The 18,560-nt window shown below is 68.2% G+C and carries 14 protein-coding genes and 1 pseudogene; 9 read left to right on the plus strand and 6 right to left on the minus strand.

Translation table 11 applies throughout. The features are described 5' to 3' along the window. Positions 1-26: 26 nt before the first annotated feature. Positions 27-1,301: pseudogene (locus DL519_RS10775) on the minus strand (Glu/Leu/Phe/Val family dehydrogenase). A 115-nt stretch (positions 1,302-1,416) separates the two neighbouring features. On the opposite strand from DL519_RS10775, the gene DL519_RS10780 reads away from it, so the two are divergent. Together DL519_RS10780 and DL519_RS10785 are read left to right on the plus strand one after the other, a co-directional pair. Next, entirely contained in the window at positions 1,417-2,085 is a 669-nt protein-coding gene (locus DL519_RS10780; RefSeq protein ID WP_190814380.1) for a PucR family transcriptional regulator ligand-binding domain-containing protein, read from the plus strand. 190 nt (positions 2,086-2,275) lie between these two features. Then, positions 2,276-2,929, plus strand: a complete 654-nt coding sequence (locus DL519_RS10785) for a PucR family transcriptional regulator (protein WP_223838737.1) — start codon at positions 2,276-2,278, stop codon at positions 2,927-2,929. A 201-nt stretch (positions 2,930-3,130) separates the two neighbouring features. Here DL519_RS10785 and DL519_RS10790 read toward each other — a convergent pair whose 3' ends face one another. Both DL519_RS10790 and DL519_RS10795 read right to left on the minus strand, forming a co-directional pair. Next, positions 3,131-4,783 carry an amidohydrolase gene (locus DL519_RS10790; RefSeq protein ID WP_190814384.1) on the minus strand — a complete coding sequence of 551 codons (1,653 nt, stop codon included), beginning with the start codon at positions 4,781-4,783 and terminating at the stop codon, positions 3,131-3,133. 30 nt (positions 4,784-4,813) lie between these two features. After that, complete coding sequence (locus tag DL519_RS10795; RefSeq protein ID WP_190814386.1) at positions 4,814-6,136, minus strand: MFS transporter; 1,323 nt, start codon at positions 6,134-6,136, stop codon at positions 4,814-4,816. Between the two features lie 140 nt (positions 6,137-6,276). Between DL519_RS10795 and DL519_RS10800 the strand changes: the two genes are divergently transcribed. Genes DL519_RS10800 through DL519_RS10825 form a run of 6 tightly spaced genes read left to right on the plus strand, consistent with a single transcriptional unit; the run spans position 6,277 to position 12,046 of the window. Beyond that, a complete protein-coding gene (locus DL519_RS10800; protein WP_190814388.1) occupies positions 6,277-7,176 on the plus strand; it encodes a LysR family transcriptional regulator in 900 nt (299 codons plus the stop codon). A 50-nt stretch (positions 7,177-7,226) separates the two neighbouring features. Beyond that, positions 7,227-8,000 (plus strand): SDR family NAD(P)-dependent oxidoreductase, encoded by a 774-nt coding sequence (locus tag DL519_RS10805; RefSeq protein ID WP_223838738.1) that lies wholly within the window; start codon positions 7,227-7,229, stop codon positions 7,998-8,000. Between the two features lie 32 nt (positions 8,001-8,032). After that, positions 8,033-9,334, plus strand: coding sequence for an MFS transporter (locus DL519_RS10810; RefSeq protein WP_190814390.1), 1,302 nt, complete (start codon positions 8,033-8,035; stop codon positions 9,332-9,334). Positions 9,335-9,342: 8 nt separating this feature from the next. Next, a complete protein-coding gene (locus DL519_RS10815) occupies positions 9,343-10,500 on the plus strand; it encodes a C45 family autoproteolytic acyltransferase/hydolase (RefSeq protein ID WP_190814392.1) in 1,158 nt (385 codons plus the stop codon). Further along, positions 10,497-11,333 (plus strand): polysaccharide deacetylase family protein, encoded by an 837-nt coding sequence (locus DL519_RS10820; protein ID WP_190814394.1) that lies wholly within the window; start codon positions 10,497-10,499, stop codon positions 11,331-11,333. The genes DL519_RS10815 and DL519_RS10820 overlap by 4 nt, the downstream gene beginning before the upstream one ends. A 2-nt stretch (positions 11,334-11,335) precedes the next feature. Then, positions 11,336-12,046, plus strand: a complete 711-nt coding sequence (locus tag DL519_RS10825; protein WP_223838740.1) for an SDR family NAD(P)-dependent oxidoreductase — start codon at positions 11,336-11,338, stop codon at positions 12,044-12,046. Here DL519_RS10825 and DL519_RS10830 read toward each other — a convergent pair. Then, positions 12,039-13,733, minus strand: coding sequence for an ABC transporter substrate-binding protein (locus DL519_RS10830; protein WP_223838742.1), 1,695 nt, complete (start codon positions 13,731-13,733; stop codon positions 12,039-12,041). The two genes, DL519_RS10825 and DL519_RS10830, sit on opposite strands and share 8 nt — an antisense overlap. Before the next feature lie 298 nt (positions 13,734-14,031). Beyond that, positions 14,032-14,988 (minus strand): serine hydrolase domain-containing protein, encoded by a 957-nt coding sequence (locus tag DL519_RS10835; protein ID WP_190814396.1) that lies wholly within the window; start codon positions 14,986-14,988, stop codon positions 14,032-14,034. 151 nt (positions 14,989-15,139) lie between these two features. Here DL519_RS10835 and DL519_RS10840 point away from each other — a divergent pair, with 151 nt between their 5' ends. Continuing rightward, positions 15,140-16,570, plus strand: a complete 1,431-nt coding sequence (locus DL519_RS10840) for an NF041680 family putative transposase (RefSeq protein ID WP_223840250.1) — start codon at positions 15,140-15,142, stop codon at positions 16,568-16,570. Positions 16,571-17,547: 977 nt separating this feature from the next. Here the strand turns inward: DL519_RS10840 and DL519_RS10845 are convergent. Next, positions 17,548-18,444, minus strand: a complete 897-nt coding sequence (locus DL519_RS10845) for a LysR family transcriptional regulator (RefSeq protein WP_190814401.1) — start codon at positions 18,442-18,444, stop codon at positions 17,548-17,550. Between the last annotated feature and the right edge of the window lie 116 nt (positions 18,445-18,560).

The following is an 18,560-nucleotide window of genomic DNA, read 5'->3' on the forward strand; positions in this document are numbered from 1 at the left end:
TAGAGCTGGTGACAGCGGCGAGTTCGTCACGGGTAGAGTCCGCGCAGCTGGTGGGCCAAAGCCACGCGTTCAACTGCGAGTGCGGTGGCGGCCTTGCGCAATGAAACGTGGCGTTCGGCAGCGAATTCGCACACGTTCTGCCACGCCGCACTCATCCGGTTCGCGAGCCGAGAGCCGACCTCCTCCTCGCTCCACCAGTACGACTGGTTGGCCTACACCCATTCAAAGTAAGACACGATCACGCCACCAGCATTGGCGAGGATGTCCGGAACGACCAGCACACCCTTGTCAAGCAACACCTCGTCGGCTTCGGGAGTGGTGGGGCCATTGACTCCCTCCACGACGATTCCGGCGCGGACCCGGTGCGCGTTGCGCGTCGTGATCACCGACTCGACCGCAGCCGGCACCAGGACGTCAACGTCCAGTTCCAAGAGCTCTTCGTTGGACGTCTTGTCCGCGCCGGCGAACCCGACCACGGTGCCCGTGCGGTCGACGTGGTCGGCGAGGTCCGCGATGTCGAGGCCGCGCGGGTGATATACCGCCCCGTACTGGTCGCTGACGGCGACGACCCGTACACCAGCCTCGACGAGCAGGCGCGCCGCGCCACGACCGACCTTGCCGAAGCCCTGCACGGCCGCCGATGAGGTGGCCGGATCCAGTTCACGCGACCGTAGGGCCTCAAGCACGACGTGGACGACTCCCTGCGAGGTCGCGCTCGCGCGTCCGCGGGACCCATCAAGGCTGAGCGGCTTGCCGGTGGCGACGCCGAGCACGGTGTGGCCCTTGTTCACCGAGTAGGTGTCCATGAGCCACGCCATCGTCTTGTCGTCCGTGCCGATATCCGGTGCTGGGATGTCCTGGTTGGGTCCCAGGACCGGCACCATCTCGCTGGTGTACCGGCGCGTAACTCGCTCGAGCTCCGCCGATGAGTACTCGCGGGGATCAATGCGAACCCCACCCTTCGCGCCGCCGTAGGGCACGTCCACCAGTGCACATTTCCACGTCATCCACATGGCCAGCGCGCGCACTTCATCCAGAGTCACACCCGGGCTGAACCGCAATCCACCCTTGGCCGGACCCCGCGAGAAGTTGTGTTGCACGCGGTGACCCGTGAACAGCTCGGTGCTCCCGTCATCGCACCGCAGCGGGATGCTGACCGTCACCTCGCGACGAGGCGTGGCGAGCATGGAGTGGATGCCCTCGTCGTAGCCGAGGATCTCGATCGCGTTGGCCAGCTGCGTCCGGGCGTCCTCCAGTGGATTCGACGGTGCGCTGACTGCTGGATCGGCGAGCTGGGTCATCAGCCTCTTCCTCACGACAGTGGGCGGAACTGAACCGACGTTAAGCAGCTGCGATCATCCAAAGCAGTGCCATTTCGCACTCAGTTCGGACTTCTGTTAGTGCAGAATGGCAGCCATGGTGAGTGTTGCCGACGTCCTGAACACCGATGTCGCACTGCACGCGGTCGCCTGTCCGCTGCCAGAGGCGCAGGTGCGGTGGGTCGCGACCAACGAGATTCCCGATCCTCGGCCGTTCCTGGAGGGCGGTGAGCTTCTGCTGTTCACCGGTCTCGAAACAATGGACTGGTCGCCGGCGCGGTGGTACCGCTACGCCGAGCACCTCCGCGAGGCCCGTGTTGCGGCGCTCGGGATCGCTACAGGACTCACGCACGCCGATGTGCCCGAGGGGCTGCGGAGCGCCTGCGCCGCACTCGGGGTCAACCTGCTCGCCGTACCGATGGAGACCAGCTTCGTCTCGATCAGCCAGGCAGTCGCGAGCCTGCTCGAGGACTCCGACCGAGCGGCGGCGCGCGATGCGGTCGCCCTGCAACGGCGCCTCGCCCAAGCCGCGCGTCGCCGCAACGCGGCAGACTCAATCGCCGACGAATTGGCCGGATATGTTCGCGGCACGGTGTGGGTGCTGAGCCCCGACGGCAGGACCATCTCCGAAAACCTCACCAGATCCGACAGGACTCACCGAGATCAGGAATCAGGTCGTCGGGCTGCTACCGCACGGTTTCGGCGCCTCGGCAAACTGGTCGTCGCCGGAAGCCTCGACCGTCGTGCAACCCATCGGGTTGCGTGAGCCCCCGGAAGCCTACGTCGCGGTCCGCACCCCGGCCCCGCTGACCGAGTACCAGCGCACAGCGGTGCTCACCTCGATATCGTTGCTGAGCCTGGAGCTAGAACGACGCCTCGAGCAGCGAGAGTCCGCGCGAACGCTGCGCCGGCGAGCCTTCGACCTCCTCTTGCAAGGCGAAGCACGGACCGCCGAGGTGGTGCTCGCGGCCGCCGATCCGGAAGGAACGGCCCAAAGTCTCCCCAAAGCGGTCAAGGTCATTCGGCTCCGGGGGCCTCGCGAAGAACTGCGCCGAGCCCTCAGCCGGGCCGAAACAGCGCCGGCACGGTACGGGTCGGTCGCGGCTTTGGCACCGGAGAAGGACGAACTCCACGCGCTGTGCACCGCTATGACGGCCGATACCTGGACCAAATCGCTCTGGAGCGAGGCCCTCACCATCGGCATCGGCAGCACCGTGCCCCCCGAGGAGTCAGCCCGCAGCTTTCGCACGGCCGATGCCGCTGTGAAGCGGGCGACGGAGGGACGCCCCATTGTCAGCTGGGAAGACCTCACCGAGTCGGGCTTGATCTCGCTGGTGGCCCCGGAGACGAGGGAACACTTTGCGGAGGAGCTCCTCGGACGCCTGGACGGCACCCCGACCGGCCGCACCGAACTGACGCGGATCGCCATCTCGTTCGTCCGTCACCACGGGAAGGTGCACGCCGTCGCTGACGAGGTCGGGATGCATCGCAACACCGTTCGCACCCGGATCCGTGAAATCGAGACGGCCCTCGACGCGAATCTCGACGACCCGACCGCTCGCTTGAACCTCTGGGCAGCGTTGCAGATCGCCGACGACCGCAAGACGTGAGCCGATCCGGGTCACAGCCAGGGTTTCGAATCCAACTAGCCGCTCACCGCGGAACACGAACATCGGATCTCGGTAAACCAAGGCCACTGACCACCCCCGATGCGGCGGTCGCCATGGCGTGCTCGCAATCGCGTTTTCTGGCTCCCGACCGCGTTTGTGGTGTCATGGCGCACCTTGCCCGTAGAAGTGGACTTCACATGCTCAGGAGACCTTCAGCGCCCCGACGTCATGGGCTACATGGCCACCGACAACGGTTGCTCCCACGGTCAGTTCTCCAATGCGTTCAGGTGCCACACGCAACAGGTCGTCGCTGAGGACCACGAAGTCGGCGAGCATGCCCCGGGAGAGGGCTCCCTTGATGTGTTCCTCGTGGACGGCGTGGGCCGAGCCGATCGTGTACGCGCGCAACGCCTCCTGCACCGTCACAGCCTCATGCGGGGCGATCGGCGCACCAGAGGCAGTCCGCCGGTTGACCATGTCGTGGATGCTCAGCAGCGGAGCCGAAGCGACCACGGGAGCGTCCGTAGAGCCCGGCAGCTCCACGCCAGCGTCCAGGAACGACCGCATTCGGTAGGCCAGCTTGCCCCGGACCGGGCCGAGGGCCGCGAGTAGACCGTCACCGATCTCCGACAGGAACCGTCCCTGTGGTACCGGAATCAGGCCGAGCGCCGCGATCCGGGCGACCTGCGCGTCGCTCGTCACCGCCGCGTGTTCGATGCGGTGGCGCACATCCGTACGCGGGTGCAACCACTGCGCCTCCTCGTACGAGTCGAGGACGACGTCCAGGGCAGCGTCCCCGATGGCGTGCGTGGCGACCTGCCAGCCGCAGCGGTGTGCCTCGACGATGTACCGACGGATCTCCTCGGCCTCGTACTGGAGCAGTCCGCTGTTCCCTGGCGAATCGTGGTAGTCGCAGCACATCGCGGCGGAACGACCGATCAGCGAACCGTCCGAGAGGATCTTGGTCGGTCCGATGCGCAGCCACTCGTCGCCGAAGCCGGTGCGCAAGCCGAGGTCGAGGCCGTACCAGGTGACGCCTGGTTCCAAGGCGCCGCAGTCGTGCAGTGCGGTGATGTAGGGCATGACCGTCATCCGGACGCCGAGAGCGCTTCGTTCGCGCGCCCGCATGTAGGCGTCCAGATCGGCCGGTCCGTTGCCGATTCCGTCGACGACGCCGATGCCTGGTTCGGTCACACTGGTCAAGCCGACCGCGAGGGCGGCCTGCGAACCGGCGGCGATGTTGGCGGTCCACTGCTCGCTCGGCTCCGGCCGGAACACCCGCTCGACCAGTTGCATCGCCGTCTCCTGGAGCAGCCCCTTGGCCCGCCCGTCCTCGTCGCGCACGACGTGGCCGCCGGGCACCTCGGGTAGTGCGGTGAGATCGGTGAACCCAGCTCGTGCGAACGCTTCCGTGCTGGCGACGGCCATGTGGTGCGAGGTGTGCACCAGCCAGACCGGCCGGCACTGAGCGGCCCGGTCCAGTTCCTCAGCCGTCGGATGGGCGCCGATCTTGTTCTGGTCGTAACCCGCCCCCAGTACCCACGCGCCGGCAGGCAGCGCCGCGGCCCGCTCGGCCACAGCCTTGTACAGCGCGTCAAGGCTGGGCGCCGAAGCGTAGGACACGTCCAGTTCACGCAGGCCTTTACCAACCAGACTCAAGTGGTGATGCGCGTCGTTGAAGCCCGGCACGGCGTGCGCGCCGCCGAGGTCAACGACAACGTCCGCGGAGCTGCCCTCCAACTCCTCGTCGAGTGCGACAATCCGGCCGGCCAGCGCACCAACTGCGCGAGCGGTGGGGCGGTCCGGGTCAAGGGTGGTGAACCGTCCATTGTGGAACACAGCATCGAGGCGCAAATTCCTCAACTCCTTCTTGCTTGGGAGACATCAGACGGAAACCGCAGCGTGCCGCACCTGAGCTGTGCGCAGCGCGGTGAACCGGGCGAGCGCGGCGACACAGACCGTGGTGATCAGCAGCAGGGCCGTGTAGAACACGACCACGGGCCAGATCGAGCCGCTGGCGGTCAGCAAGGCCTGAGCCACGAAGGGCGTTGTGCCGCCGATGAGAGTCGAGCACAGCTGGTACGACAGTGAGATTCCGGTGTAGCGGACCCGGGAACTGAACGAGCGGGCGAGGAACCCGGCTAGAACGGCGTAGTAGCCGGAGCCGGCGATTGTGGCAAGCGCGATGCCGCAGAAGACCAGCACCGGCTGCGCGGTACTGACCAGCAGGAACATCGGCACCGCCAGGACGACGCTGACCAGCAGTGAGCAAACCATGAACCGGGCCTCGCCAACCCGCTCGGAGATCAGCGCTGCGAGCGGCTGCCACAGGAACTGCACCACCGAGATCCCGAGCAGGACGTAGAGCATCGTCTGCCGGTTCATGTGCAGTTCGTTGGTGGTCCAGGAGAGCACGAAGGTGTTCGTAAAATACGCGGAAGAGATGCCCATGATCGAGGCACCGATACCGAGCAGCACGCTCCGCCAGGCGGTCCGCAGCACCTCGGCGACCGGCAGCTTCACCACCTCGCCGCTCTCCCTGATCTGCTCGAATTCGTCCGACTCCTCAACCTTCATGCGGATCACGAGACCGACCACGACAAGCACGCCTGACAGCAGGAAAGGCACTCGCCAACCCCACGAGGCGAAGGCCGCGTCATCCAGAGTTCCGGCGGCCAGGAAGACCACGGTGGCCAGAATCGCCCCGGCCGGAGAACCCTGCTGCACCAGCATCGCGAAAAGTGACCCGCGGCCCTTCGGCGCGTTCTCGGACGCCATCAGCACCGCACCGCCCCATTCACCGCCGACGGCAATGCCCTGGACCGCTCGAAGCAGTGCCAGCAGGAACGGCGCGGCGATCCCGATTTGCGCGTGTGTGGGAACCACGCCGATGAGGAACGTGCCGACGCCCATCATCACCAGCGTGATGACCAAGGTTCCCTTGCGGCCCATGCGGTCGCCCAGGTGACCGAAAACGATGCCGCCGAGCGGCCGGGCGAGGAAGCCGACCCAGAACGTCGCGAAGGAGGCGAGTACACCGGCGGCGGGCGAGACGGCGGGGAAGAACAGCTTTCCGAAGACGAGCGCGGACGCCGTTCCGTAGATGTAGAAGTCGTACCACTCGATGGTGGTGCCGACGAACGAGGCAAGACCCGCGCGACGGGCTTGCCGCGAAGCACCGGCGAGGGCTGGGCGTGGGACGTTCATGGGGCCTCCGGCGGATTCGGCGTTCACGACAAGGACCTATGTGGAATAGCGGTAGTTTGAGTTCGGCCGCCGATGCTGTCTAACACTTGTTTCCTAAGATCCCCATGCCTTCGAGGCATACCTGCATTCAGGAGGTCGTCATGGAACTGCGGGTGCTGCGCTACTTCCTCGTCGTCGCCGACGCCGAGTCGGTCACCGCCGCGGCCCGCCAGTTGCACATCGCCCAACCCTCCATCTCGCGCCAGTTGAGCGCCCTGGAGAAGGACCTAGGCGTCGTCCTCTTCAACCGCGGCGCCGGTTCACTGACGCTGAACGCCGCTGGTCGCCGCTTCCGCCCCATCGCCCAGGACCTGGTGCGCCGCGCGGAGCAGGCCGCCGAGACGATGGCAGCCGCAGGCAAGGGCGAAGAGGCGGCGCTTACTGTGGTCGCTCCGCCCGCCACAGTCGCGTACCTGCTGGCCCCGTTCATGGCAGGCGGCGACACGGCGGGGCCCGCGCTCCACGACGCCATCCAGGAGGAGCCGAGCAAGGTCTTCGACACGCTGCTGCTCAGCGACGCCGACATCGGCATCTCCACCAACCCGGCCCCCGCCCCGCTGGAATCGGCGTTCCTCGGCCGCACTCCGGTGATGGCGCAGGTTCCCGCCGATCACCGCTGGGCCGGGCGCACCACGATCAGCCTCTCTGAACTGGTCACCGAGCCACTGATCCTGATGACTCGCGCCAACGCGGCCCGGCTGGTCGTCGACGATGCCGTCAATCGCGCGGGCCTTACCCCCGCCAGTGTCGCCGAGACCGGCTCCTCAGCCTTCGCCCAAGCACTCGCCGCAGCGGGCCGAGGGGTGTGCCTGGTTACCGACCAGGCCCGCTTCGACCTGCGGGAGCTGATCGTGGAAGCGCCCGATGGCCCGTTGATCGTTCCCCTGTACGCGGGCTGGGACGCAGCGCACTACGCGCGCTCCGCGATCCACACTTTGGTCGACGGCCTGCGCGCCTACTGCGACCAGCACACGCAGCGGTACCTGGGGCTGTCGCCGTAAGACATCGCGAGCCCGCATCGGTCGAACGACCGATGTCTGGCGTGCGAGCCGTGCCTACTGTCCTCGCCACCGTCGCCGACCAGGACGAACGAGGAGTGGCAGTGAACGGCAAGATCGCAGTGGTGACCGGTGCCGCCGGAGGCATCGGTGCCGTTTTCGCCGACCGGCTGGCGGGGCTCGGCGCGACCGTGGTACGCGCCGACATCGACCACGACGCCGAGACCGACGACCGGCTGCACCTTGACGTGGCGGATCCCGGCTCGTGGGACCGGCTGCGGGACCTGGTGCACGAGCGGTTCGGGCCGGTGGACCTGCTGGTGAACAACGCCGGCATCAGCGCTCGGACGGACCTGCTCACCACCACCGACGAGGACTTCACCCGCGTGCTCGCCGTGAACGCCTTCGGCCCCTGGCGGGGTATCAGAACCTTCGCCGAGGACCTCGCGCGCACGCGCGGCGTGGTGATCAACGTCGGCTCGATCTACGGGGTCACCACCCCACCCGCCAACGCGGACACCGTTCCCGCGTCGGTGGCCTACCAGATGAGCAAGGCCGCGGTGCACCAGCTGACCAAGATCGCCGCGGTGGAGCTCGCGCCGCGCGGGATCCGCGTGAACGCGGTGCTGCCCGGAGTGTTCCGCACTCCCCTGCTCGACCACCTCCCGCCGGCGGCGCTGGACGCGCGGATCTCCGGCGCACCGATGTCGCGCCCCGGCGAGACAGACGAGCTGGCGAACGCGCTCACGTTCCTCGCCGGCCTCGAGTCCTCGTTCGTCACCGGTGTCCTGCTGCCCGTCGACGGCGGCTACCTGGCAGCTTCCTGACCCCGACCGGCCCCTCCCGAGGAGCGAACCCCATGACGGCACAACACACCAGACCCCCGGCGACCGGCACCCGGCCCGGGCTCAAGCTCCGCGCGGTCATCTCCGGCAGCGTCGGAAACCTGCTCGAGCAGTACGACAATCTCGTCTACGCCTACTCGACCGTGTACCTCAGCGCCCACTTCTTCGTGGGCGGCTCCACTTCGGCCCTGCTGTCCACATTCGCGGTCTTCGCAGTCGGCTTCCTCGCCCGGCCGCTCGGAACCGTCTTCTTCGGCCACATCGGCGACAAACTGGGCCGGCGACCCGCGCTGATCGCGAGCGTGATCCTCATGGGCGCGGCGACCGTCCTCATCGGACTGCTGCCGGGATACCAGACGATCGGGCTCGCCGCGCCCGTGCTGCTGGTGGTGTTGCGGCTGTTCCAGGGATTCGCCGTGGCCGGCGAGTGGGCAGGATCCGCAGCCATGCTCGTGGAATACGCCGGCCCGCGGTCGCGGGGCCGCTACGGCAGCCTCAACCAGGTCAGCACCGCGGCCGGCTTCCTGGTCGCCGCGGCAGTGGTCGCCCTCAACTCGCTGTTCTGGAGCGAGCAGGGCATGCTCGACTTCGGCTGGCGGGTGCCGTTCCTGATCGGCGCCGTGACCGCGATCGTCGCGCTGCTGCTGCGGTTCGGCCTCGAGGACACGCCCGCCTACCAGGCGCAGGCGGCAGCGGGCACCACGAGCGACAGCCCGCTGCGACTGGCCTTCCGCACCCAGAAGACCGCAATGGCACGCGGCTTCTTCTTCACCGTGAGCTGGACGGTGGCTTACTTCTTCTTCCTCACCTACCTGCCGACCCACCTGCACAAGCAGGTCGGCCTGGATTCGAGCACGGTCGAGGCCTCGAACATCGTGGGACTCGTCGTGCTGACGGTCGCGATCTTCGGTTTCGGCGTCCTCTCCGACCGGATCGGGCGAAAACCGCTGCTGCTCATCGGTTCCGGCGGGTTCGTGCTCCTCAGCTTCCCGGTCATGTGGCTGTTCCAGACCGGAAGCGTCGCGGGCGCGTACTGCGGTCAGGTGCTGATCGCGCTCGTCCTCGCTGCTTTCTCCGGTCCCGGCCCCGCCGCGCTCGCCGAACTTTTTCCCACCAACGTCCGATATTCGGCACTGGGCATCGGCTACAACTTCTCCGTCATGGCCTTCGGCGGCACGGCGGGATTCATCGCCACCGCGCTGATCGACGTCACGGGCAACGCGCTGGTCGTCGCCGCGCTGCCCACGGCTGCGGCAGTCATCACCTTCGTCACCGTGTGCTCGATGCCGGAAACCTACCGAACCGAACTGAAGTGAGATCGACCATGAGCGAAGACAGCAATCCACGGCTGATCGTCGTGCAGGGCAGCTACCGGCAGATGGGCGAGGACCTCGGCGCGCGCACGGCGGATCTCATCGCGCGCAGCCTGGATACCTACACAGGCCGGTTCCACGACGACGCCGGACTCAGCGACGCGGACATCGACCGCTGGGGACGGGTGTACCTCGACGTCGCCGCCTCCTACTCCCCCGAGATCGCCGCGATGCTCGACGGCATGGCCGCGGGTTCCGGGCACCCCGCGCACCGGCTCGCCGCGCTCAACGCACGCACGGAAATGCTGTACGGCACCGGCTACCGCGACGAAGGGTGCACGTCGCTGTCAGTCCTGCCCCGCTACGCGGAGAACGGCCACACCCTGCTGGCCCAGAACTGGGATTGGCATCCCGAACAGGCTGCAGCGACGTTCCTGCTGGCCACCCGCGACGAGACCGGGTTCAGCGTGCTGTCGCTGACCGAGGCGGGCATGCTCGCCAAGAGCGGACTCAACTCCGCGGGGCTCGGAGTGTGCGCCAACCTGCTGGTGTCCGACCTGGACCGCGGCGGTGCCGGTGTGCCGTACCACTACCTGCTGCGCGGCGCGCTGCAGGCGAAGACGATGTCCGGCGCGCACAAGAAGCTGCTGCCCGTCGAGAGGATCTCCTCCGGCAACGTGCTGCTCGCCGACGCGGGCGGCGAATCCATCGACTTCGAACTCGCGCCCGGAGTCTTCGGCACCCTTGTTCCCGAAGGCGGTCTGCTCACCCACTCCAACCACTTCCAGGCACAGTTGCCGCTGAACGACCGGAAAGCCGCGACGAGCGCACTCACGCTGCTGCGTCCGGTACGGGCCAGACACCTGCTCGAACCCGCGCTCGAGCAACGCCGGGTGCGGGTGGCGGACATCGTGGCGACGCTGCGAGACGAGTGGTCCTATCCGGACGGCATCTGCCGCCACCCCGATCCCGACGTCCCGCCCTGCGAACGCGTGGCCACCGTCTATTCCTTGGTCATAGACCTGACCGATCGAGTGCTGTGGATTGCGCCCGGTCCCCCGAGCAACCACGGATACGCGCGCTGGGAGCTGGACACCCTCTTCGACGACCCGCGCGTCGCGCCGTTGGAGTTCTTGCCCGGCACGCAGTCCGAGGAGGTGCCCGCATGAGCCGCGGAACCGTCTGCCTGACCTTCGACTTCGACGCCATCTCGCTCTGGATCGCGCGCGGCCAAACCACTCCTGGCCCGATCTCCCGAGGCGAGTTCGGCGCGTACGCCATGGACCGCATCCTCGCACTGCTGCACCGCACCGAGGTCCCGGCCACGTTCTTCGTCCCAGGGCACACGCTGGAGACCTACCCAGCTCAGTGCGCGGCCATCGCCGAGGCGGGACACGAGATCGCGCTGCACGGCTACGCACACGAGCCGGTGACCACTTTGGACAGAGAAACGGAGATGGCCGTGAACCGGCGATCGGCCGAGTTGATCGCGAAGCTGACCGGACACCCGCCCGCGGGGCACCGCACCCCGAGCTTCGACTTCACCGACAACACGGTCGCGATCCTCACCGAGCTCGGCGTCGAATACGACTCGTCGTTGATGGGCACCGACTTCGAGCCCTACCTCGCGCGGTCCGGTGACCGGTGCGAGGTCGATGGGCCGTTCCGCTTCGGCGACACCGCACCGGTGGTCGAACTGCCCGTCTCCTGGACGCTGGACGACTACCCGCACCTGGAATTCGTGCGCACGCCGCAGTTCGTAATGCCGGGGCTCCAGGACGTAGGGGCCATGTTCGACCGCTTCCTCGGCGACGTCCGCTACATGGCGAACACCATCGCGGACAGGGTCGCGACCGTGACACTGCACCCGCAGGTCATCGGCCGGGGCGCGCGCATGGTCGCGCTCGAGCAGTTCATCACCGGCTGCCACGAGCTCGGCGTCGCCTTCGAGCGGTGCGTCGACGTCTCCCGGCGGGTCCGCCCCGCTCTGCTCGGAGGGTGAACGTGGCAGCGAAGCGTTCGGCCCTGGTGATGGGATCGCAGGGAGGCATCGGCCGTGCCGTGACGAGTCGGCTGGAGGCGGCCGACTGGTCGGTCACCGGCGTGGACCTGCCCGAACTCGACCTCGCCGAGCGGGACGTGGTCGCGACGTACGTGGCGCGGCTGTGGGCCGAGCGCGGTGGTTTCGACGCGCTCGTGCACGCGGCGGGCGTCTTCCCAGCCGCGCCGGTGGCGGCGAGCGACGAGGATCTGTTCGACCGAGTCATGGCCGTCAACACGCGCTCGGCGCTGAGCGCCGGGGCGCAGTTCGTCCGCAACTGCCTGGGCGAAGGCCGGCCGGGAACGCTGGTATTCGTCAGCAGCGGCGCCGCCGCCCGCGCACGGCCGGGCACGGCGGTCTACGCGGCGTCCAAGGCGGCGCTCGACGCGTTGGTACGCGGCTTCGCACTTGAGCACGGCCGCGACGGGATCCGGTGCTGCGCCGTGGCTCCAGGATTCGTCGACGTTGCCTCGGCTATCAACCCCGTGCCGCGGTCGTACGTGGAGGAAGTTCGAACGGCCAGCGTCCAGGGCCGGATTGGCCGTCCTGACGACATCGCCGCCGTGATCGCATGGCTGCTCAGCGAGGACGCCTCTTGGGTCAACGGGCGCACCGTGCCCGTTGATGGCGGCGATGGCATCGGCTCGGTGACCGCCCCGACGTGGCTCAGCTGAGCACGGGCGGCACCAGCCTCCGGTTGGTGCCGCCCGAGATGCGGTACGCCAAGTGCGGATGGCCGCGCGTCGGGTCGTCGGTGTCGTCGGGGTAGCTGAGCCCGTGCTGACCGCGCCCCACGAACTGATGCGCTCCTGTCACTCCGAACGACGACGTCGACCGCAACCGCTCTTGCACGGCCGCGAAGTCCCACGGCCTGCTGACCAGGCTCCACGCCTGGGCCAGGACATTCACCATGTCGTAATGCACCGCCGCGGCCGCGAGCCCCGGATCGGCCCCGAAGGCCGCGCGGAACCGCCGCTCGAACCCGTCGCACACGGGACTGTTCACGTTGCCGATCAACGTGGACCACACCAAGCCCTCGCTGAGTTCACCGAATCGCCTGGTGAAGCCCGGGGCCACCGGCGACCAAGCGGCATGCACCAGCGTGTGCTCGCGCAGCGCCCCGGCGGTGGACAGGAACGCGCGCAGTGTCGGCTCAGGAAAGATCGACAAGGACACGGCATCCGGCTCGGCCTGTTCCAGCCGCCGGATGAGGCCGCTGAAGCTCGCGGTGTGGTCCGGAACCGATTCGAGGAACACGAGCTTCCAGCCGGCCTCTGCCGCTTGGCGCTGCACGCGATCGAAGACTCCCGTGTCGAACGTGCTCTCCCGCTGGAGCACGGCCAGCCTCCGGCGGCTCGGCTGGAAAGAGCCGCTGTCCTCCAGGTACCGGACCGTCCGCAACAAACCCGGCACATAGGCGGATTCGGTCGAGCAGACCTGGAACACGGCACCCAGGCCATCGGGGTCCGCGCGCACGTCTTCGGACAGGACTGCCCCTGTCATGCTGTGCAGCACCGGTGCTCCAGCAGCTGCCGAGGCCGCGATCGCGGGTCGCGCGAACGGCAGCGGAAAATTCCCAAGCATGATGGCGTCCACGCCGCGCGCGGTGAGCGCCGTGACCGCCTCCAACAGCCCCTCTGACGTCGCGGCAACGGTCACGTGCTCGACACGGCGACCCGCGATGCCACCGCGCGCGTTGAGCTCCTGCACCGCGAGTTTCGCACCGCGGCGCATCGCCACGACGTCTCCGCCAGCCGACGGATTCGCCGGGTACACCGCGCCGAGCAGCGCCGGCCGGGGCCGCGGAGCACGCACTGCCACCCGCGGTGCTGTCACGGGACCACGCAGCACCGCGAGCAGCGGTCCAGGAAGCACCAGATCGGGGCTCGGCAAGGGCGCCACGTAGGCGTCCTCCGCAGCGATCAGCGTCGCCACAAGCGCACGGGAGGTAGCGCCGGTCTTGGCGAACACGTGCTCAAGGTGTGTGGCCACCGTGCGGCGTGTGCAGCCGAGCGCCTCGGCGATCTCCTGGTTTCCCAGGCCGCTGGCAGCGCATGTGGCGACCTGCAGCTCGCGCACGGTCAGCCCGTAAGGGGCCTCGACGTCGACGATATCGAGCCGCGCGACCCGCCGCTGCGTGTCCGGCACGTCGACTGTCACGCGACGCACCCCGGTACCGGCGATGTCGAGGTAGCGCACGAACCCGCCGCCCAACGCGCGTACCGCACGCTTCGCCACGAGCACCAGATCCGGCCGCGCCGCGAAGAACGCCGCATCGCTGCCGCTCCCGCGCCCGGATTCCGGTTGCAGCCACCGCCGCGCGCCATTGAACGGGATCATGTCGTCCACTGGTTCCACCACCGGAGCCTCCCTCCGTCGCCAACACCACGCCAACGGATCCGTCCTGGCAGGGGAAGTATCCACCCTGCTCGTGACCAGATACCAGCGAATCTCGGTGGGCGTGCGTGTGTCGATGCGAGGGACTGAGTCCCGATCATCCCGACGGCCGCACTGGATCACCGTCCGACCAAGACGATCACTGGACGCAGGCGCCCACGATCAGCACACCCGGAATTGAGCCGACGTGGTCTCAGCGATCGGGGGAATGACGAGTTTCCCGCCGGGCGGGACAGCGCGCACGCGTGCTGCCCGGGGCGGTCTACCTCGCAGTAACTGCCGCGCCGGGCATGGGCGCTAGCTTGTTGGCCTCGGCGACGGCGGCGTTCCAACTGAACTCGTTGTTGTCGCTGAAGTAGTAGTAGGTGGCGCCGTTCGGCATCATCGCGACCGTGATGCCGCCGTACCCCGACATGAACGGTACGTAGAAAGGGCTGGTGTATGCGGGGTTGTCGGCGGAGGTGCCCTCCTTGCCCCAGAAGCCGTTCTGGTACTTCAGGGGCTTGGCGCCGGTGGTGGTCATGCCCCGGGCCTCCGGGTCGCGTTGCATGGTGGCCGCGAGCAGCGCTGGGTCGAGGATCTGTGTTCCGTTGACGGCGCCGTGGTCGTTGTTGAGGAACTTGGCGAACCGGGCGACGGAGTCCTGCGTCCAGAACATGCCGTACCCGCCGAAGGGTGCTCCGCCGGGGCTGTTGTCGGTGCGGGAGGAGACGAGCGAGTCGGGCCCGACACCGACGGGCTCGAGCACGTCGTCACCGAGCATGTCGAAGATGTCGGCGTCCGAACCGGCCTTGTCCTGGAGGTAGTTGTTCATTGCGCGGGTGGCGAGAAAGGTGTCCGAGGTGTGGTAGACCCACTGGCTGCCGGGGCTGGCCTTACGCGGGAAGGACAGGGCGAGTCGCATCTTGTCGGCGTAGGGCTCGGCTGCGAAGAAGTCCGCCATGGTGCGGCCCGATTCGTCGGTCTCGTAGCCTGGCGAGGTGTAGTTCCCGGTGGCCATGTCGAGAGTGTTGTCGAGGGTGACGCCGCTCCAGGCGGTGTTGCCGGCGGTCTCGGGGATTCGGTCGGAGAGCATCTCCTGGGCGACGGCATGGCCGTAACGCTTCGCCAGACGCATCATGGCTGTTCCCGCGAACGCCGACTTCGCGGTCGAGTACGAAGGCAACAGCATCTGGCCGCAGAACGGGTACTCCCCTTGCCGGGTCCGGCAGTTGCCCACATAGTGCACTCCGCCGAAGTAGAAGCCTAAGCTTGTTGTTTAACCAGGTAGCACCGTGGTGGGGCCCCGGTTGATCATGGATGAAGCCCTTGGTTGATCATTCCTCTTGCCACAGACGGAAGATCACAACCAAGGGCTTCAGTTGATCAGTGTGCACGACACCGGCCAAGCCGATGCGCTCGGGGAGCTGTCCGGGTTCCGCCAGCGGTTCCACGAGTGTCTGACCGGGCGGGCGGACGTGCTGTTCGAGCTGACCGACGCGGTGTTATGCAGCGATGGACCGGTCACCAGCCTGGCCGAGCTGTCCCTGGCCGCGGAGCACCGGCGCGGGCATGGCGCCGGCTACGACGCGATCAACCACGGCCGCGTCGAGATCGACCGGTTACGCACCACCCTGGCCGAGCTGCCATTACCGCGTGCCGCCGACGGGCGGATCACCCTGGCCGTGGACGTCTCGCCCTGGCTGCGCCCGGACGCCACGTGCAGCCCCGATCGGCTGTTCTGCCATGTCTATGGCCGCTCCCGTAGTGCCTCGCAGTTCATCCCGGGCTGGCCCTACTCCTTTGTCGCCGCGCTGGAGACCGGGCGTACCTCGTGGACGGCGGTCCTGGACGCGGTGCGGCTGGGGCCCGCCGACGATGCCACCGCGGTCACCGCCGCTCAACTACGTGAGGTCGTGGGCCGGATCATGGACGCCGGACACTGGCGGCCCGGCGATCCGCACATCCTGATCGTGGCCGACGCCGGCTACGACGTGACCCGGTTGGCCTTCGTCCTCGCCGATCTGCCAGTGGAGCTGGTGGGCAGAATCCGCTCCGACCGCGTCCTGCTGCGGCCCGCACCGCCCCGGCTGCCGGGTACCGTCGGGCGGCCGCGCAAGCACGGCGGCGTGTTCACCCTCGCCGACCCCAACAGTTGGCATGCCCCCGACCACACCACCGGCACCGACACCACCCGCTACGGACACGCCCAGGCACGGGCCTGGGACCGGCTACACCCCCGCCTGACCCACCGCGGTGCCTGGCTGGACCATGAGGGCGAGCTGCCCCTCGTCGAGGGCACCCTGATCCGCTTACAGGTCGACCACCTGCCCGGCGACCGGGACCCCAAACCAGTGTGGCTATGGTCCTCGGTCACCGGCGCCGGCGCCGAGTTGGTTGATCTGCTCTGGCAGGCATTCCTACGCCGATTCGACCTCGAGCACACCTTCCGACTGCTCAAGCAGACCCTCGGGTGGACCCGCCCGAAACTGCGGGCACCCGAATCAGCCGATCGCTGGACCTGGCTGATCCTGGTCGCCCACACACAACTACGCCTCGCCCGCCCCATCGCTGAAGACCTTCGACGCCCCTGGGAAAAACCGGTCACCGAGCCCCGCCGGCTGACCCCCGCCCGCGTCCGGCGAGGGTTTCGCAACCTCCACGCGAAGGCCGGCTCCCCGGCAGCCGCACCGAAACCCTCCCGACCCGGTCCCGGACGCCCACCCGGCTCCCGCAACACCCACCGCGCCACCCGGCACGACGTCGGCAAGACCGTCAAACGCGACCTCACCCTCGAACAACACCAAAACCGCAAAGGTTAAACAACAAGCTAAGGTGCTCAGCGCGGACGGCGTGATGCCGGCGCCGAACTTCGCCACGTCCACCCCACTGTCCGGGTAGTCGGTGGCCAGCGCTGAGACGGGCTTGGTCGGGAGCCGGTCCCCGACCTCGGAGGCGTACGCGTCGCGCAGGTTCTCGGCGCCGTCGACGGGGCCGGGCCGGTAGTTGGCCGGCACCTGGCCCCACATGTCGAATTGGAAGTACTCGCAGGTCTCCGTGGTGATCTGGTAGCGGACTTCGGAGACCGATGTGGCGTCGAAGAGGAACGTCAGGGCGCCGTTGTGCACGCAGTTCGCGTTGCGCTCGACGAGCGCGAACGGCAGTGAGGCGCGGGTGCGTTGGCCGTCGCCGTCCTCGTTCCACGCGCGGCCGGGTCCCACCGCCAGGTTCCACGCCTGGGTCCCCGTGTACTGCAACCCGCGCTCGGCCGGGACGAGGTGGCTGCCGTTTTGCACGAGGGCGATGTCGACCGGTGGCAGGTGCCGGGTGGCCTCCGTGTCTCCGTATCCGTGCGGGTCCTTCAGTGCGCGGAAGCCGCCTGTGGTGGAGAGACCGTTGAGGGTGAGGGTGCCTTCGAAGCTGTGCGTGGGTGGCGCTGCCTGGGCGGGGAGTGCGAAGGCGCTGTCGGGCACCGTGTCGGTGGCGGTGCCCTCGGTGAGTTGGCCGGCGGTGAGTTCGGCCCGGTTCACCGCACCGCTCCCGGTGAGCAGATCGCCCGGTACGGGCACGGCTTGGGCGGACGCCGCGATCGTCGGTGGCGAGACGGTGCACAGCGCCGCGAGCACGACGGTAACGGCGGTGGCACAGCTCAACCGTCGGCCATGGAAGGGTCCCGGCATGGTGCGTGTCCTCTCGGGCCGGCAGCAGATACGGATTTCGACGCATGCTGGGGCCCGCCGGGACCGCCATCCAATACCTGCCCGGTCTGATCAGGCTGCCCGCCAGGTATACCTCCAGCTCATCCGCGGGCGGTGACCTGAGGTCCGTACTGCTCGATGCAGAAGCGCGAGAGCCCCGCAGCGAACGCCTCGATGCTGCGCAGCGCATAGTGGCTGGCGTCCCACGCGGCGTGCAGATGGATCTGCAGCGGCTCGCCCGCGCCGTCGAGGATCAGCAGCGGGTGCAGGTCGAAGCGCGGATCGTCGGAAACCACCGCAATTCCGTGGCCCGAGGCCGCCATCGCCTGTGCGACGTGCGGGGTGTCGCATTCCAGCACGATGTCGTACGAGGCGTCGGCGTCCTGCACAGCGTGGTCCAGGATGCGTCGGGTGCCGTGCGCCGGGGTGAGGACGATGAGGGGCGCCGCGGCGAGTTCCCCGATCGTGACGCCGTCCCGGTCCGCCCAGGCGTGGTCAGCCCGCACATAGGCCCACAGCGGCAGGCGCGCCACGGGCAGCCCGGCGAAACGGCGCCTCGGAGGCGCCGAGGAAATGGCTACGTCGGCGCCCCTCCCCAGGGCCTGGTACGCACGAGCCGGGCTTTCCGCTTGCACCGTGACGAGCGGATCCTCCGGTCCCCAGGTGGCCAGGAACGGCGCGATCACGTCGGTGATGGTGGTGGGCGGCGCAGCCACGGTGATCCGCATGGCGCGACCGGACGCCAGCGCTCCGACTGCGGCCTCGGCGGCGTCCGCTCGGGCGACCAGATCTCGGGCCAACGGAAGTAAGCGCCGGCCGGCGGCGGTCAGGACCAGCTGTTTGCCGCCGCGGTCGAAGAGCGTCATGCCCAACGACGCCTCCAGGCCGCGCAGTTGGCGCGACAGCGAGGGCTGGGCGACGCGGACCTCCTCGGCGGCCTTGGTGACGGAACCGGTCTCCACGATGGTCAGGAAGTAGCGCAGCACTCGCAGGTCCATGGCAGTGGCCTCTCGGAAGACGGAGGAGGCAAAACACTTGCATGCCTCAAAGGCATGCAAGTCAGCCCTAGGAAGTATTTGAAACTATAGGTGACGGGCCCCACGCTTTTCTCACC

The organism is Saccharopolyspora pogona (genome assembly GCF_014697215.1).
Lineage (GTDB): Bacteria > Actinomycetota > Actinomycetes > Mycobacteriales > Pseudonocardiaceae > Saccharopolyspora > Saccharopolyspora hattusasensis.

Excerpts from the sequence above, each read along its gene's own strand:
- DL519_RS10815 (WP_190814392.1), top strand. The coding sequence starts at position 9,343 with ATGAGCGAAGACAGCAATCCACGGCTGATCGTCGTGCAGGGCAGCTAC.
- DL519_RS10810 (WP_190814390.1), top strand. The coding sequence starts at position 8,033 with ATGACGGCACAACACACCAGACCCCCGGCGACCGGCACCCGGCCCGGG.
- DL519_RS10780 (WP_190814380.1), top strand. The coding sequence starts at position 1,417 with ATGGTGAGTGTTGCCGACGTCCTGAACACCGATGTCGCACTGCACGCG.
- DL519_RS10800 (WP_190814388.1), top strand. The coding sequence starts at position 6,277 with ATGGAACTGCGGGTGCTGCGCTACTTCCTCGTCGTCGCCGACGCCGAG.
- DL519_RS10795 (WP_190814386.1), bottom strand. The coding sequence starts at position 6,136 with ATGAACGTCCCACGCCCAGCCCTCGCCGGTGCTTCGCGGCAAGCCCGT.
- DL519_RS10845 (WP_190814401.1), bottom strand. The coding sequence starts at position 18,444 with ATGGACCTGCGAGTGCTGCGCTACTTCCTGACCATCGTGGAGACCGGT.
- DL519_RS10820 (WP_190814394.1), top strand. The coding sequence starts at position 10,497 with ATGAGCCGCGGAACCGTCTGCCTGACCTTCGACTTCGACGCCATCTCG.